The organism is Streptomyces sp. NPDC057137 (assembly GCF_042670825.1).
Lineage (GTDB): Bacteria > Actinomycetota > Actinomycetes > Streptomycetales > Streptomycetaceae > Streptomyces.
Window position 1 is genome coordinate 36,547 of sequence record NZ_JBHUUW010000013.1, and the last position, 14,252, is coordinate 50,798.

Consider the following 14,252-nt stretch of genomic DNA (forward strand, 5'->3'; position numbering starts at 1 on the left):
CGCCGTCCGCCCGCAGGGCACGGGTCCGGGCACGCCGCGCAGCGGCTGATCACACGTTGGTGCGGTGCCGTCCGGGCGTCGCGGGCCCGGCGGACCGTGCGGACACGGCCACGCCGGGCGGGCCGTACTCCGCCGGGAGTACGCGCGATCACCACGCCCGGCTGACGCCCGGGGCCCGTCGGCCGGTCTAGCGTGACCGGTATGGAACAGCAGATCAGGCGCACCGGATTCGGTCCCCCCTGGCTCAGGGGTGCGCTTGTGCCGGGCGCCGACGGGACCGGTGGCGGCCCGGATCATGGCGGGAAGCTGTCGCGGCTGCCCTGGTTCACCAGCGTGCTGCTCGCCGTCTTCGTCATGGTCGGTACGGGCTTCGCCGCGCAGGCGCAGCCCGACCGGGAACCGCTCGACGCGTTCGCCCGCGTCCTGCTGTTCGCCGGACCCGCGCTGCTCCTGCTGCGCCACCGTTACCCGGTCCTCTGCGTCTTCGGCGTCTGCCTGTCGGCGATGGTCTACCTCGGGGCGGGCTACCCCTACGGCCCGATCTTCGTCACCGTCGCGGTCGCCTGCTTCGCCGCGATCGTCTCCGGACACCGCAGAGCGGCCTGGTGGGCGATCGGCCTTCTCTGGGCCAGTCATCTGCTCGTCGGCCATCTGCTCTACCGTTTCCTGCCGCCGAGCGGCGACGCCGGCGCGCCGTGGGGGCCCGAAGCGGGCGTCTCCGCCTGGGTGGTGGCCGTTCTCGTCGGCTCCGAACTGGTCAGGGTGCGCCGCGAGCAGTGGATCCACGACCGGGCGGAGCGCGCCGCGGCCGAGGCGCGCCGCGCCGACGAGGAGCGGCTGCGCATCGCGCGCGAACTCCACGACGTGCTCGCCCACTCGATCTCGGTCATCAACGTCCAGGCGGGCGTGGGGCTCGCGCTCCTCGACTCCGACCCGGAACAGGCCCGCACCGCGCTCACCACCATCAAGGCCGCGAGCAAGGAGGCGCTGGGCGAGGTACGTCAGGTCCTCGACACGCTCAGGACCTCCGGCGACGCCCCCCGTACGCCCGCGCCGGGCCTCGACCGGCTGCCCGAGCTGGTCGAACAGGCGGCGGGCGCCGGTCTGACCGTCCAGCTCCAGAACGAGGGCGAGCCCGTCGCCCTGACACCCGGCGCCGATCTCGCCGCCTTCCGCATCGTCCAGGAAGCCCTCACCAACGTGGTGCGGCACTCCGGTTCCCGTACGGCGCGTGTCCGGGTCGGTTACGGCCCCGGCCTGCTCACCCTCCGTATCGACGACGCGGGACCGGCCACCGGCGACGAGGCCGGCGGCAGCGGCAACGGACTGGTCGGAATGCGCGAACGCGCGGCCGCCCTCGGTGGCACCATCGAGGCGGGCCCACGCCCGGACGGCGGCTTCCGCGTACGGGCCACCCTCCCCCTGAAGCCCAAGGAGACACCGTGATCCGTGTCCTGCTCGCCGACGACCAGTCACTGGTACGGGCAGGCTTCCGCGCCCTGCTCGACGCCCAGCCGGACATCGAGGTCGCGGGGGAGGCCGCCGACGGTGACGAGGCGCTGCGCAAAGTACGCGAACTCGCCCCGGACGTCGTCCTGATGGACATCCGGATGCCGGTGATGGACGGGCTCGACGCCACCCGCAGGATCACCGAGGACGGCGGCCTCGACCAGGTGAAGGTGGTCATGCTCACCACCTTCGAACTCGACGAGTACGTCTTCGAGGCGCTCCGTTCGGGCGCGTCGGGCTTCCTCGTGAAGGACACCGAACCGGAGGAACTGCTGCGCGCCGTACGGGCGGTGGTGGACGGCGACGCGCTCCTGTCGCCCGGTGTGACGCGGCGGCTGATCGCGGAGTTCGCCTCGCGCTCCAAGGTGCCGACGGCTTCGGACGGCCTCGGCGAACTCACCGAGCGGGAGCGGGAGGTGATGGCGCTCGTCGGGATCGGGCTCTCGAACGAGGAGATCGCCCGCAGGCTGGTCGTCAGCCCGCTCACCGCCAAGACACATGTGAGCCGCACGATGGTGAAGCTCGGTGCCCGTGACCGGGCCCAACTGGTCGTCAGGGCCTACGAGTCGGGGCTGGTGCGGCCCGGCTGGCTGGGCTGACTAACCGTCAGGATCAGGCCTCGCGGGGAGTGCGGGTGGTGCGGGCAGTGCGCGCGGGACCGGTCCGGTCGCTCAGCAGCCGGACGAACGCCCCGATGGCCGCTGACTGGATGAGTACGGACGCGATGAGCGCCACGTAGCCGAACGCGGACGACGACGCGAACGCCTCGCCGACCATCGATCCACCGGCGAAGAAGAGGAAGACGGTGGGCGCGGCGAGGAAGAACAGCCAGACCCCCGCGAACGACGCGTCGTCGTGGTGCACGAACAGCGTGTCGACGGCGACGAAGACCGCCGTCGCGGCGACCACGGCGAGGTAGATCTGCGAGGCCCGGTTGCCGTAGACCAGCCGGGCGGGGCCTTGGGCGAGCCGGGCCAGTGCGTTCAGGCGTCCTGACTTCATGATGGGTTTCTCCCGTGTCGGTTGAGTTCCTCCATCGTGGGACGGGCCGAACGGATGTGCCTGAGTACGGCTACTCATCCGTCCTGGCCGCCACCCTCGGCCCCGGTGCCGGCCGAGGAGGTCAGTTGAGGGTGTCGGGGTCCGGGCCCGTACGCATACCCCGGTCCAGCGCGTTGATCGCGTCGATCTCCCGCGCGTCGAGTTCGAAGTCGAAGACGTCGAGGTTCTCGTGGATCCGGGCCTCGGTGACCGACTTGGGGATGACCACGTTGCCGAGCTGCAGGTGCCAGCGCAGGACGACCTGGGCCGGACTCCTGACGTGCCGCGCGGCGATCGTGGTGACCGCGTCGTCCTTGAGGACGGCGCCCTGGGCGAGCGGGCTCCACGCCTCGGTGGCTATGCCGTGGCGGGCGTGGAAGTCGCGCAGTTCGCGCTGCTGGAGGCCCGGGTGCAGCTCGATCTGGTTCACGGCGGGCACGACCGAGGCGGCCCTGAGCAGCCGCTCCAGGTGGCTGGGCTGGAAGTTGGAGACGCCGATGGCGCGGGTACGCCCGTCGGCGTACAGCTTCTCCAGTGCGCGCCACGTGTCGAGGTAGCGGTCCCGGGCGGGGGTGGGCCAGTGGATGAGGTAAAGGTCGACGTGGTCGAGGCCGAGCTTGTCGAGGGACGTCTCGAAGGCGGCGAGCGTGGCGTCGTAGCCCTGGTCGGCGTTCCACAGCTTGGTGGTGATGAACAGCTCGTCACGGGCGATCCCGGAGTCGGCGAGTGCCCGGCCGACTCCGCGCTCGTTGCCGTAGATCACGGCGGTGTCGATGCTGCGGTATCCGGCCTTGAGGGCGGTGGCGACGGCGGCGGTGGTCTCGTCGTCGGGGACCTGGAAGACGCCGAAGCCGAGCTGGGGCATGGCCACGCCGTTGTTGAGGGTGACGGTGGGGATGGCGGTCATGGGCTACTCACTTGTCCTTGTCTGTTCTTGTCGATCTCGCTGTTCGCGGGAGGCGACGGGGGAGGGGTACGTCGCGCGGTCAGCGCCGCGCCGCGACGGACCGCCGGGCCGGGGCTGGAACCGGGACCTCTGCCGGTACGGCGGCGCGGCGCTCCAGGGTGCTGGAGAACACGGCGAGGACCAGGGCCGAGGCGGCGAGCGCCGCGCCGACCCAGTTGGGCGCGGTGTAGCCGAATCCGGCGGCGATGACGACACCGCCGAGCCAGGCGGCGAGCGCGTTGCCGAGGTTGAAGGCGCCGATGTTGACCGCGGACGCGAGGGTCGGCGCCCCGTGCGCGTAGTCCAGTACGCGCTTCTGCAGCGGTGGCACCGTGGCGAAGCCGAGGGCTCCGATGAGGAACACGGCGACGGCCGCCGTCATCTTGTTGTGCGCCCCCGCCGTGAACAGGGCGAGGACCACGGTCAGACCGCCGAGCGCGGTGAAGAGCATCGGCATGAGCCTGCGGTCGGCGAACTTCCCGCCGATCAGATTGCCCGCGACCATGCCGAGGCCGAACAGGACCAGGAGCCAGGTCACGGACGATTCCGCGTAGCCGGCGACGTCGGTCATCATCGGCGCGATGTACGTGATGGCCGCGAAGACGCCGCCGAAGCCGAGCACCGTCATCGCCATGGCCAGCAGCACCTGTACGTGCTTGAAGGCGGCCAGCTCGTGGCGCAGCCGTACGCCTTGGGGCTTCGGCGTGTCGGGTACGAGCTTCGCCACGCCGACCAGGCCGGCGACACCGAGCGCGGCGACGATGAAGAAGGTGACCCGCCAGCCGGCGCTCTGCCCGACGAACGTACCCAGCGGCACGCCGACGACATTGGCGACGGTCAGGCCGGTGAACATCATGGATATGGCGCCCGCCTTCTTCTCGGGGGCGACCAGTTCGGCGGCGACGACGGAGCCGATGCCGAAGAACGCGCCGTGCGCCAGCGAGGCGACCACCCGGCCGACGAGCATGACCGCGAAGACCGGTGCGACGGCCGAGATGACGTTGCCCACGATGAACAGGCCCATGAGCAGCATCAGCATGTTCTTGCGGGACATCCGGGTGCCGAGGGCCGTCATGAGCGGGGCGCCGACCATGACGCCGAGGGCGTATCCGGTGACCAGGAATCCGGCGTGGGGCACCGAGACGCCGAAGTCGGCGGCGACATCGGGCAGCAGACCCATGATGACGAATTCGGTGGTGCCGATACCGAAGGCCCCGATGGCGAGAGCCAGGAGCGCGAGGGGCATGGGAGTGGCCTTCCGAGGCGAAGTTGCGGTAGCTCTTTACGAGCGGCCACAATAATTGCACACGCGTGTTAATTGCAAGCGCGGTATAGTTGCGTACGCCTGGCCGGCCGCCGAAGGCTCTCAAGGAAGGACGCGTGACAACGATGACCGCAACCGACCCCGCGCTCACCGCCCTCGCCCAGGGCTGGTGCGCGCTCTCCTTGCTCCACGGCAGGATCGAGTCGCACGTCGAGCGCGCGTTGCAGGCCGAGCACGGCCTCAGCGTGCGGGAGTACTCGCTGCTCGACGTCCTCAGCCGCCAGCACGACGGTGAGGGCGGTCATCTGCAGATGAAGCAGGTCGCGGACGCCGTCGTCCTCAGCCAGAGCGCCACCACGCGGCTGGTCACACGCCTGGAGGACCGGGGGCTGCTCGCCCGCTATCTGTGTCCGACCGACCGGCGCGGTATCTACACGAACGTCTCCGCCACGGGCCTCGCCCTGCTGGGGGAGGCCCGCCCGACCAACAACGAGGCGTTGCGCGAGGCCCTCGACGCCGCCGCGTCGGAGCCCGACCTGGCCCCGCTCGTACAGGTCGTCAAGCGGATGCCCCAGCCGGTCGAGGCCTGAGGCCCCTCGTCGGGCGGTCGGCCGAGCCTCTCGGCCAGTAGCCGGTCCCGTGCTCCGGGACCGCGACGTCCTGCCGGACGTCGGCAGCCTCAGTGGCGCGGAACGGCCGGTGCGTCCGCGGGTACGACTGCTCGCGCCTGATCGGCCGTGACGTCCGTGGGGAGCGCCGGTTCGGGCGCCGAGAGGTTGCGCGCCGAGTACGCGATGAGGGCAGCGGCGGCGGCCAGCAGGGCGACGGTGGTCAGCGCGACGGGCAGCGAGAACCAGTCGGCGAGGAAGCCGATCGCGGGCGGTCCAAGCAGCATGCCGCCGTACCCCAGCGTGGACGCGGCGGCGACGCCGCTCGGGCCCGCGAGCGCGCCCGCCCTGGCCACGGCCACCGGGAAGATGTTGGCGAGGCCGAGTCCCGTGACGGCGAAGCCGGCCAGCGCGAGCCAGGTCGTCGGCGCGAGGGCGCCGAGGAGCATGCCGAGCGAGGCGAGCACGCCGCCGGCGACCAGCGTGCGGGTCTGGCCGAGCCGTTCGAGCAGCGCCGTACCGGACAGGCGCCCCACCGTCATGGCGAGGGCGAAGAGGGAGTATCCCGCGGCGGCGAGCCCGGCACCGGCGTCCAGGTCCTGGGCGAGGTGCAGGGCGCCCCAGTCGGCGAGGGCGCCTTCCCCGTAAGCGGTGCACAGTGCGATCACGCCGAAGAGGACGACCAGCCGGCGGGTACGTCGGTCGAGCCGCCGGGGGGCCGGTGTCCCCTTGGAGGGGGCGGCGGGGCCGGCGGCCGTGGGCACCGTGTGGCGCAGCAGCGAAGGGCCGGCCAGCGCCGTGACGAGCAGACCGACGCCCGTGAGCGCGAGAAGGTGCGTCGAGACGGAGAGGCTGCCGGCCACCAGACCGCCGAGTCCCGCGCCCGCCATGCCTCCCAGGCTGAACGCCGCGTGGAAGCTGGACATCACGGGGCGGCGCAGCACGGCGACGAAGTCGACGGCCGCGCTGTTCATCGAGACGTTGAGCGAGCCGTACGCGGCGCCGAAGACGAGCAGGACCAGGCCGAGCGTCAGCGCCGAGTGCGTCTGCGCGGGCAGGGCGATGCTCAGAGCCAGCAGCGGCATGCTGACCACGGTCACCGGATGGCTGCCGAACCGCTTGCACATCCGCCCCGTGAACATCATCGTCACCACGGCCCCGGCGGACACCCCGAGGAGGGCCAGACCGAGGTCGCTCGCCGACGCGCCGGTCTGCTGCTTGATGGCGGGGATACGAACGACCCAGCCGGCGAAGAGGAAGCCGTCCAGGGCGAAGAACACGGTCAGGCTGATACGGAGTCGGGCGAGGCGGGACAGCGAGGCGTCGGTGGCGGGATCTCCGCCGCGGCCCCCCGATATGGCCGTCCGGAGTTTGTTTAGGTTCGGCACAAAAGAAGGATAGGGGCTCGGGGCCGATCCGTACAAGACGGCGGTTCACCGCCGGGATCATGGGAGACTCACCCATATGAACGGCAAGGCGACGACGACCAGAACACGACTGGAGAGAGGCCGCAGCGCGCTCGGCCCCGCACTGGAACTGGTTCACACGGGCCGCGCGCCCACCCGCGCCGTCCTCACCACCGAACTGGGCGTCACCCGCGCGACCGCGGGCGCCGTCGCCGCCGAACTGGAAGCACTCGGCCTGATCCGGGTCGACTCCCGCCCCGGCGCCGCCGCCGGTTCCCAGGGCCGCCCCTCGCACCGCCTCTCCGTGGACGACACCGGCCCCGTGGTCCTCGCCGCCCAGGTGCACGCCGACGGCTTCCGCGCCGCGCTGGTCGCCCTCGGCGGCCGTACGGTCGCCACGGCGCCCGGCTCCGTGATCGTCTCCTCCGACCCCGCCCAGGTGCTCCGCGCCGTCGTCGCCGAGGGCGCCGCCCTCCTGCGCGAGAGCGGACGGCGCTGCGTCGGCGCCGGACTCGCCGTCCCGTCGGCGGTCGCCGAACCGGAGGGCACCGCGCTCAACCCGCTGCACCTCGCCTGGCCGGCGGGCGCCCCCGTACGCGACCTTTTCGTCGAACAGGTACGTGCCGCCGGCATCGAGGGCCCCGCCTTCACCGGCAACGACGTCAACCTGGCGGCCCTCGCCGAACACCGGCACGGCGCGGGCCGGGGCGCCGGTCAACTCCTCTGCGTCGCCACGGGACATCGCGGTGTCGGCGGCGCGCTCGTCGTGGACGGCCGTCTGCACACGGGCAGTTCGGGACTGGCGCTCGAAGTCGGCCATCTGACCGTCAACCCCGAAGGCAGGCCCTGCCATTGCGGCAGCCGCGGCTGTCTCGACGTCGAGACCGACCCGCTGGCGTTCCTCGACGCGGCCGGCCGGGACCCCGGCCCCGAGGTGTCGCTGCTCCAGCAGTCGCGCGACCTGCTCCGTACGGAGTACGCGGACCGGTCCGTACGGGCGGCGGCCGAGGAGCTGATCGACCGGCTGGGCCAGGGGCTCGCCGGACTCGTGAACATCCTCAACCCGGACCGCGTCATCCTCGGCGGCCTGCACCGCGAACTGCTCGACGCCGACCCCGCCCGGCTCCGCGCCGTCGTCGCCGACCGCAGTCTGTGGGGCCGCAGCGGGAGCGTGCCGATCCTCCCCTGCACGCTCGACCACAACAGCCTGGTCGGCGCCGCCGAACTGGCCTGGCAGCCGGTCCTGGACGACCCCCTGGCCGCACTGACCTGACGGGCCTGGGCCGACGGGCCCCGGCCCGGTCGTGAGGCCCGCCCCGGACCCTCCGTCCGAACCCACGACCCGGACCCATGACCCGAACTCACCACCCGTCCGGCCGCACCACGGACGGTCCGCCGCGCCATCGCGGGTAGGTCACCACCTATGACCGAGAAGCCGTCCGGCACCGAGCCCCTGCCGCCCCCGCCACGCTGGTTCCAGCGCCTCGACCGGTGGCTGCGCGCCTCGCCGCTCGGGGTCGCCTGGATCAGCGGGCGCGAGATGGAGCTGATGCACCGGGCCATGGGCTTCGCGGCGCTCGGATTTCTCACCCTCGTCCCCGTGCTGGTGCTGGTCGCGGCGGCCCAGCCCGAGAGCGGCCACGGCTTCGCGCGCTGGCTCGGCCAGGCCATCGGCGTCACCCGCGAGTCCCAGTTGCAGGTCGAGCGGCTGTTCGGCGTGCCGGACACGGCGCTCCAGCGCACCACGGCCTTCGGCCTCGCCGCGCTGGCCGTCTTCGGACTGACCTTCGGCTCCGCCGTCCAGACCGGCTACGAGAAGGTCTGGGACCTGCCCACCGCGCGCTGGCACACCATGTGGCGCCATGTCGTCTTCCTCGCGGTGCTCGTTGCCGCGCTGCTCGGCTTCGTCAACACACCTTCCCCGCCCGGCGATGTCACCGGCCCGCTGACGGTCATCGTGATCGACGTCATCGGCACGTTCCTGTTCTTCTGGTTCGCCCAATGGGTCCTGCTCGGCGGGCGTGTCCGCTGGGACGCGCTGCTGCCGGGCGCCGTGGCCACCACTCTCGGCCTGCTCGGCCTGCGGGGCTTCTCGCAGCTCGTCTTCTCGCCGCTGATCGCCTCCAGCGCCGTCACCTACGGCCCGTTCGGGACCGTCCTGGTCCTCCAGTCCTGGCTCGTCGGCGTCGGATTCGTCGTCTACGGCGGGGCGCTGGTGGGCCGCCTCGCCCACGAAGGCCGGGTGTTCCGCCGGCTGAAGGACCTCGACGAGAGCTGACTCCCTCCGCCCGGCCCTCCGGGGGAGCAGCCGGGCAGGGCCCGCGTACTCCCCGCGAGGTACCCGTACTGCCGCTGGCCGTACGACGACTCGGACCCCCTCCCGGCGCGACTCTCGGAAGCGACAGAGAAAGACGGAGAAGAGTCGCGAACCGAGGAGTTGAACGAGATGAACACCCTTGCGAACAGTGGCGGACCCGGCCCCTGGATCCTGCTGTTCCCGATCGTCTGGGCAGCGGTGATCGTCGGTGGCATCACCCTCCTGCGCCGCACCGTCTGGCGCGGACGCCGGGGCGGACCCCCGTGGCAGTCCGGCGGTTTCGGGCGCGACGTACGGGACGCCCGAGACGTACGGGACATGACCGACACGCGCGACGCGCAGTCGCCGATCGCCATGCTGGGCCGGCGGTTCGCCGCCGGTGAGATCGACGAGGACGAGTACTGGCGCCGGCTGTCCGTTCTGGACGAGCAGTTCGGCCGTACGGGCAAGGGCGGTGCGGCGTGAGCACCACCACCACGGCGGCCACCGCCACCGCCGGCACCAACGCCGCCCGCGTCGTCGACGCCGTGAAGGTCTACGGCAGGGGCGACACGGAAGTGAGGGCCCTGGACGGGGTGAGCGTCGACTTCCCGGTCGGCCGGTTCACCGCGGTCATGGGGCCCTCGGGCTCCGGCAAATCCACCCTCATGCACTGCGCGGCCGGACTCGACACACTCACCTCCGGCGCCGCGCTCATCGGCGACACCGACCTGAGCACGCTGGACGACCGCGGACTGACGCTGCTGCGCCGCGAGCGCGTCGGCTTCGTCTTCCAGGCCTTCAACCTCATTCCGACCCTCACCGTCGCCGAGAACATCACCCTCCCGATGGACCTCGCCGGCGCCCCGCGCGACGACGAGTGGTACGACGCCCTCATCGACGTCGTCGGGCTGCGCGACCGCCTGCACCACCGGCCCGGCGAACTGTCCGGCGGCCAGCAGCAGCGCGTCGCGGTGGCCCGCGCCTTCGCGGGCAGCCCCGACGTCGTCTTCGCCGACGAGCCGACCGGCAATCTCGACTCGCGTTCCGGCGAGGAGGTCCTGCGGCTGCTGGGCGGCACCGTGCGCCGTACGAACCGCACGGTCGTCATGGTCACGCACGACCCGGTCGCCGCCGCCCACGCCGACGAGGTCGTCTTCCTCGCCGACGGACGGCTCGTGGACCGGATGCCGGACCCGACGGCCGAGCGCGTGCTCGACCGGCTGAAGGCCTTCGACACGAGGACGGGCACCACACCCGTAACTCCGGGGGTGCGGTCATGAGCGGGACGCGTGCCTCGTTGCGTATCAGCGTCTCCTCGCTCCGCGCGCACAAGCGGCGCTTCGCCGGGACCTTCACCGCCGTCCTGCTCGGCGTCGCCTTCCTGACGGGCACCCTCGTGATGGGCGACACCCTGCGCGGCAGCTTCGACACCATGTTCGGCGACGCGGCGGGCGGCACCGACGCCGTCGTCCGCAGCGCCGACGCCGTGACCGTGCCCGGCGACGCGCTCGGCACCCGCGAACCGGTCGACACCGCCCTGATCGAGCACATCGAGAAGGTCCCGGGCGTCGCCGCCGTCGCACCCAGGATCGAGGGCGCGGGACAACTCGTCGGCTCCGACGGCGAGCCCGTCGGCGGCCAGGGCCCGCCCACCGTCGCCGGCAACTGGATCGACGACGCCCAGCTCAACCCGTACCGGCTCGCCGAAGGGCGGCTGCCGCGGAAGAGCGGCGAGGTCGTGCTCAACCGGGGCGCCGCCGAGACGGGCAAGCTGGAGATCGGTGACACCACCGTGCTCCGCACGCCCGACCCCGTACGCGTGACGGTCGTCGGACTCGCCACGTTCGGCGGCGAGGACGGCATGGCCCAGGTCACCTACACCGGAATGACCAGGGCCGACGCGGAGAGGTACCTCACGCCCAAGCCCGGTGAGGCGGCGAGCATCCAAGTGCGCGCCGGTCCCGGCACCGGCCAGCGGGAACTCGTGGACTCCCTGCGTACGGTTCTGCCGTCCGGCGTGGAGGCGATCACCGGACAGCAGTCCGCCGACGAGAACCAGGAAATGATCTCCGGACAGTTCCTGAGCCTGTTCACCACACTGCTGCTCGTCTTCTCCGGCATCGTGCTGCTCGTCGCGACCTTCTCCATCCACAACACCTTCGCCATCGTCGTGGCCCAGCGCACCCGCGAGAACGCGCTGCTGCGGGCCCTCGGCGCCTCCCGGCGCCAGGTCGTGGGCGCCACGCTCGCCGAGGCGACCGTCGTCGCGCTGGTCGCGTCGGCCGCCGGGCTTTTCGGCGGCATCGGCATCGCCGCCGGGATGCAGGCACTGTTCCCGGTCATCGGATTCCCCTTCCCTGAAGGGGCGTTGGTGATCAGCGCGCTCTCGATGCTGCTGCCGCTCGCCGTCGGCGTGGTCGTCTGTCTCGGCTCGGCGCTCCTGCCCGCCGTACGGGCCGGGCGCACCGCACCGCTGGCCGCGCTGGGCGAGACGGCCGTGGACGACTCGGCCGCGTCCAGGAACAGGGCCGTCGTCGGTACGGTGCTCGGCCTGGCCGGGATCGGCACGATCCTGGTCGGCGTCTTCGCCGCACCGTCCCTCGTGCTCGCCGGCACGGGAGCCGTCCTCGCACTCGCCGCCTTCGTGGTGCTCGGCCCGGTGGCCTCCTCCTACGCCGTGCGGCTCCTGGGCGGGCCCCTGGACCGGCTGCGTGGTGTCTCGGGCGCCCTGGCCAAACGCAACGCCCTGCGCAGTCCCAGGCGCACGGCGGCGACCGCCACCGCGCTGATGATCGGCGTCGCCGTGGTGTCCCTGTTCACGGTCTTCGGCGCCTCGCTGAAGGCCACCATGGACCAGACGGTGTCCCGTTCCTTCGCCGGGGACCTCGCGGTCAGCGTGCCGGCGTTCGGCGGCGGAGGCAGCGGGCTGAGCCCCAAGCTCGCGCCCGCTCTGGCCGAACTCCCCGAGGTGGGCTCGGCCGTGGGGCTCGGCAGGGGAGTGGCGAAGGTCGACGGGGACGGCCGTCAACTGACCGTCACCGACCCGGCCGCGCTCGCCGAGGGCTTCGATCTCGGGTCCGTGGACGGCTCGTTCGACGGATTCGGCACCAAGGGCATCGCCGTGTCGCGGTCGCAGGCCGACGACCGGAAGCTGAGGACCGGCGGTACGACACAACTCACCTTCACCGACGGCCGGAAGGAGACCTTCACGGTCGAGGCGGTCTTCGAGCGGTCCGAACTCGCCGGGGACTACATCATCACCCGCGCTGCCTGGGCCCCGCACCGTACCCAGGACGCCGACTCGCTCGTCTCCGTCACCTTCAAGGACGGGGTGCCCGCCGCCGAGGCCACGGCCGCCGTGGAGAGGACGGCGGCGACGTTCGGCGATCCGGACGTCCAGACGCGCGACGAGTACGCGCGGACCTCCGCCGGAGCCATCGACATGATGCTCACCCTGATCTACGCGCTGCTCGCCCTCGCCGTGGTCATCGCGCTCCTGGGCATCGCCAACACCCTCACCCTCGCCGTCCACGAACGCACCAGGGAACTGGGCCTGTTGCGCGCGGTCGGCCAGACCAGGGCGCAACTGCGGGCGATGGTCCGCTGGGAGTCCGTGCTGGTGGCCGCCTTCGGTACGGCGGGTGGACTGGCACTCGGCGGGCTGCTCGGCTGGGTCGTCGTCAAGGCGTCCGAGGGCGCGGGAGACACGGCCTTCGCCTTCGCCGTGCCGCCGGCGCAACTGGTACTCGTCGGCGTGGTCGGGCTGACGGCCGGCGTGATCGCGGGGTGGCGGCCCGCGCGCAGGGCGGCACGCCTGGACGTCCTGCGCGCCATCGCCACGGAGTGACGCGGTAGCCGGTGATGCACCGGCGCCGTGATGCGCCGGGGCATGGCGCCCCCCGCCCGGTCAGCCGACGACGGCTGACCGGGCGGCGGTGTGTTCGCGCTTCCCGGCCACGGCGCGGATGCCCGCGAAGGGACCGTCCGCGAAGGGACTGTCCGCGAAGGGGCCGGAAGTCAGGGAGGCGCCGGAGAAGGGGCCGTCCGTCGTCGCGCCGTACAGCGGATGCCGGGGCGGAGCGGCGGTCGACGGGGCGGGAAGCGTGAACCAGATGACCTTTCCCGCGTCACCCTCCGCGCGTGCGCCCCAGCTCTCGCTGACCGCCTCGATCAGGGCGAGACCGCGCCCGCACATGTCGAGCGGGTCCGCCTCCTTGATGGTCGGCAGGCGCGGATCGTGGTCATGGACCGCGACCGTGAGCCGGTCGAGCAGGAGTCTGATGTCGACGGTGCACATCTTGTCCGGCTGTGCGTGCCGGTGGACGTTGGTCAGCAGCTCGGTCACACCGAGCGCCGCTTGGTCGATGAGTGGGTCGAGCTGCCAGTAGCGCAATTGCGCGGAAACGATTCTGCGGACCTGGCGGATCCGCGACGGCAGGGCCTGGAGCTCCACCGTGCACTGCCTGCTCGGCTGGCTGATCACGGCTGCGACTCCCCGATTGAGGTCCGGAAGAAGGCATGGATCACATCCAGCAGCTCACTCGCGAGGCTCGCTGCTGTCTTGCCCGGCGGGGCTGGATCGCAGCGTCACCACCGGTTCACCCTGAGTGATGTACACCACAGTGAACCACGCGGTACGGGACCGCAACTCGCGCGCCGTGGCCCGCCCCGGTCCCGGGGCAGGTCGCGGCGCCCGACGTCAGGTCTTCGCCGTACTCGCCTTGCGTACGGTCTCCAGGAAGCGCCCGGCCAGCAGCCGGCCCTCCGGCCGGTGGCCGTCCCCGCCCATGGTCAGCCGGTAGCGCGTACCGTTCACGGTCGCCACCGTGCTGTCGTCACCCCGGAACCACGGCCTCGCCGCCTGCACCGCCCGCAGGGGCGCGCTGTCGATGACCCGTCCGTAACTGGTCAGAAGCGCCAGCCTGCCGTCCTGGATGAGCACCCGGCCCGCTTTCGTGAGCGAGCGGGGCCAGCGCTCTATCTCGACGCCGCTCGCGCTGAACTCCGGTTCCGCCACGGCTGATCCGCCCCCTTCGTGCTGTTCCCTGTAGGGAAGTCTGCACAACTCGACGCGCGGACGCCAGAGCGACTTCCCCGCCAGTCCCTGACGACACGTCACGACTCGTCACAGCCGCCGTCGGACGCCCGGCGAGCGTCGCGCCCAAGGCGCGGCTATGGA

14 protein-coding genes are annotated in these 14,252 nt (G+C 72.0%); 8 read left to right on the plus strand and 6 right to left on the minus strand.

Features of this window, described 5'->3' with window-relative positions:
- The first annotated feature begins 201 nt into the window (after window positions 1–201).
- Together ACFT9I_RS13840 and ACFT9I_RS13845 are read left to right on the plus strand one after the other, a co-directional pair.
- Window positions 202–1,446 carry a sensor histidine kinase gene (locus tag ACFT9I_RS13840; protein WP_382563854.1) on the plus strand — a complete coding sequence of 415 codons (1,245 nt, stop codon included), beginning with the start codon at window positions 202–204 and terminating at the stop codon, window positions 1,444–1,446.
- Window positions 1,443–2,108, plus strand: coding sequence for a response regulator (locus ACFT9I_RS13845; protein WP_382563856.1), 666 nt, complete (start codon window positions 1,443–1,445; stop codon window positions 2,106–2,108). Before ACFT9I_RS13840 ends, ACFT9I_RS13845 begins: the two co-directional genes overlap by 4 nt.
- A gap of 13 nt (window positions 2,109–2,121) precedes the next feature.
- Here the strand turns inward: ACFT9I_RS13845 and ACFT9I_RS13850 are convergent, their stop codons facing one another.
- From ACFT9I_RS13850 to ACFT9I_RS13860, 3 genes are all read right to left on the minus strand, one after another.
- Window positions 2,122–2,511 carry an SCO4225 family membrane protein gene (locus tag ACFT9I_RS13850; RefSeq protein WP_382563858.1) on the minus strand — a complete coding sequence of 130 codons (390 nt, stop codon included), beginning with the start codon at window positions 2,509–2,511 and terminating at the stop codon, window positions 2,122–2,124.
- Between the two features lie 121 nt (window positions 2,512–2,632).
- Window positions 2,633–3,457 (minus strand): aldo/keto reductase, encoded by an 825-nt coding sequence (locus ACFT9I_RS13855; protein ID WP_382563860.1) that lies wholly within the window; start codon window positions 3,455–3,457, stop codon window positions 2,633–2,635.
- A gap of 79 nt (window positions 3,458–3,536) precedes the next feature.
- Window positions 3,537–4,742 carry an MFS transporter gene (locus tag ACFT9I_RS13860; RefSeq protein WP_382563862.1) on the minus strand — a complete coding sequence of 402 codons (1,206 nt, stop codon included), beginning with the start codon at window positions 4,740–4,742 and terminating at the stop codon, window positions 3,537–3,539.
- A gap of 143 nt (window positions 4,743–4,885) precedes the next feature.
- Between ACFT9I_RS13860 and ACFT9I_RS13865 the strand changes: the two genes are divergently transcribed.
- A complete protein-coding gene (locus tag ACFT9I_RS13865; protein WP_382563864.1) occupies window positions 4,886–5,350 on the plus strand; it encodes a MarR family winged helix-turn-helix transcriptional regulator in 465 nt (154 codons plus the stop codon).
- An 89-nt stretch (window positions 5,351–5,439) separates the two neighbouring features.
- Here ACFT9I_RS13865 and ACFT9I_RS13870 read toward each other — a convergent pair whose 3' ends face one another.
- Window positions 5,440–6,756, minus strand: a complete 1,317-nt coding sequence (locus ACFT9I_RS13870; RefSeq protein ID WP_382563866.1) for an MFS transporter — start codon at window positions 6,754–6,756, stop codon at window positions 5,440–5,442.
- A gap of 76 nt (window positions 6,757–6,832) precedes the next feature.
- On the opposite strand from ACFT9I_RS13870, the gene ACFT9I_RS13875 reads away from it, so the two are divergent.
- The 5 genes from ACFT9I_RS13875 to ACFT9I_RS13895 all read left to right on the plus strand — a co-directional run bounded on the left by ACFT9I_RS13875 (window position 6,833) and on the right by ACFT9I_RS13895 (window position 12,920).
- A complete protein-coding gene (locus ACFT9I_RS13875) occupies window positions 6,833–8,047 on the plus strand; it encodes an ROK family protein (protein WP_382563868.1) in 1,215 nt (404 codons plus the stop codon).
- Between the two features lie 150 nt (window positions 8,048–8,197).
- Window positions 8,198–9,052, plus strand: coding sequence for a YhjD/YihY/BrkB family envelope integrity protein (locus ACFT9I_RS13880; RefSeq protein WP_382563870.1), 855 nt, complete (start codon window positions 8,198–8,200; stop codon window positions 9,050–9,052).
- A gap of 168 nt (window positions 9,053–9,220) precedes the next feature.
- Window positions 9,221–9,556: an SHOCT domain-containing protein gene (locus ACFT9I_RS13885; RefSeq protein WP_382563872.1), complete on the plus strand. Its 336-nt coding sequence runs from the start codon at window positions 9,221–9,223 to the stop codon at window positions 9,554–9,556.
- A complete protein-coding gene (locus ACFT9I_RS13890) occupies window positions 9,553–10,353 on the plus strand; it encodes an ABC transporter ATP-binding protein (protein WP_382563874.1) in 801 nt (266 codons plus the stop codon). The genes ACFT9I_RS13885 and ACFT9I_RS13890 overlap by 4 nt, the downstream gene beginning before the upstream one ends.
- Window positions 10,350–12,920 (plus strand): ABC transporter permease, encoded by a 2,571-nt coding sequence (locus ACFT9I_RS13895; RefSeq protein ID WP_382563876.1) that lies wholly within the window; start codon window positions 10,350–10,352, stop codon window positions 12,918–12,920. Before ACFT9I_RS13890 ends, ACFT9I_RS13895 begins: the two co-directional genes overlap by 4 nt.
- A gap of 60 nt (window positions 12,921–12,980) precedes the next feature.
- Here ACFT9I_RS13895 and ACFT9I_RS13900 read toward each other — a convergent pair whose 3' ends face one another.
- The gene (locus ACFT9I_RS13900) at window positions 12,981–13,556 is read right to left on the minus strand and encodes an ATP-binding protein (RefSeq protein WP_382563878.1); all 576 of its coding nucleotides are present in this window, start codon (window positions 13,554–13,556) and stop codon (window positions 12,981–12,983) included.
- A 216-nt stretch (window positions 13,557–13,772) separates the two neighbouring features.
- Complete coding sequence (locus tag ACFT9I_RS13905; RefSeq protein WP_382563880.1) at window positions 13,773–14,090, minus strand: hypothetical protein; 318 nt, start codon at window positions 14,088–14,090, stop codon at window positions 13,773–13,775.
- Window positions 14,091–14,252 lie beyond the last annotated feature (162 nt).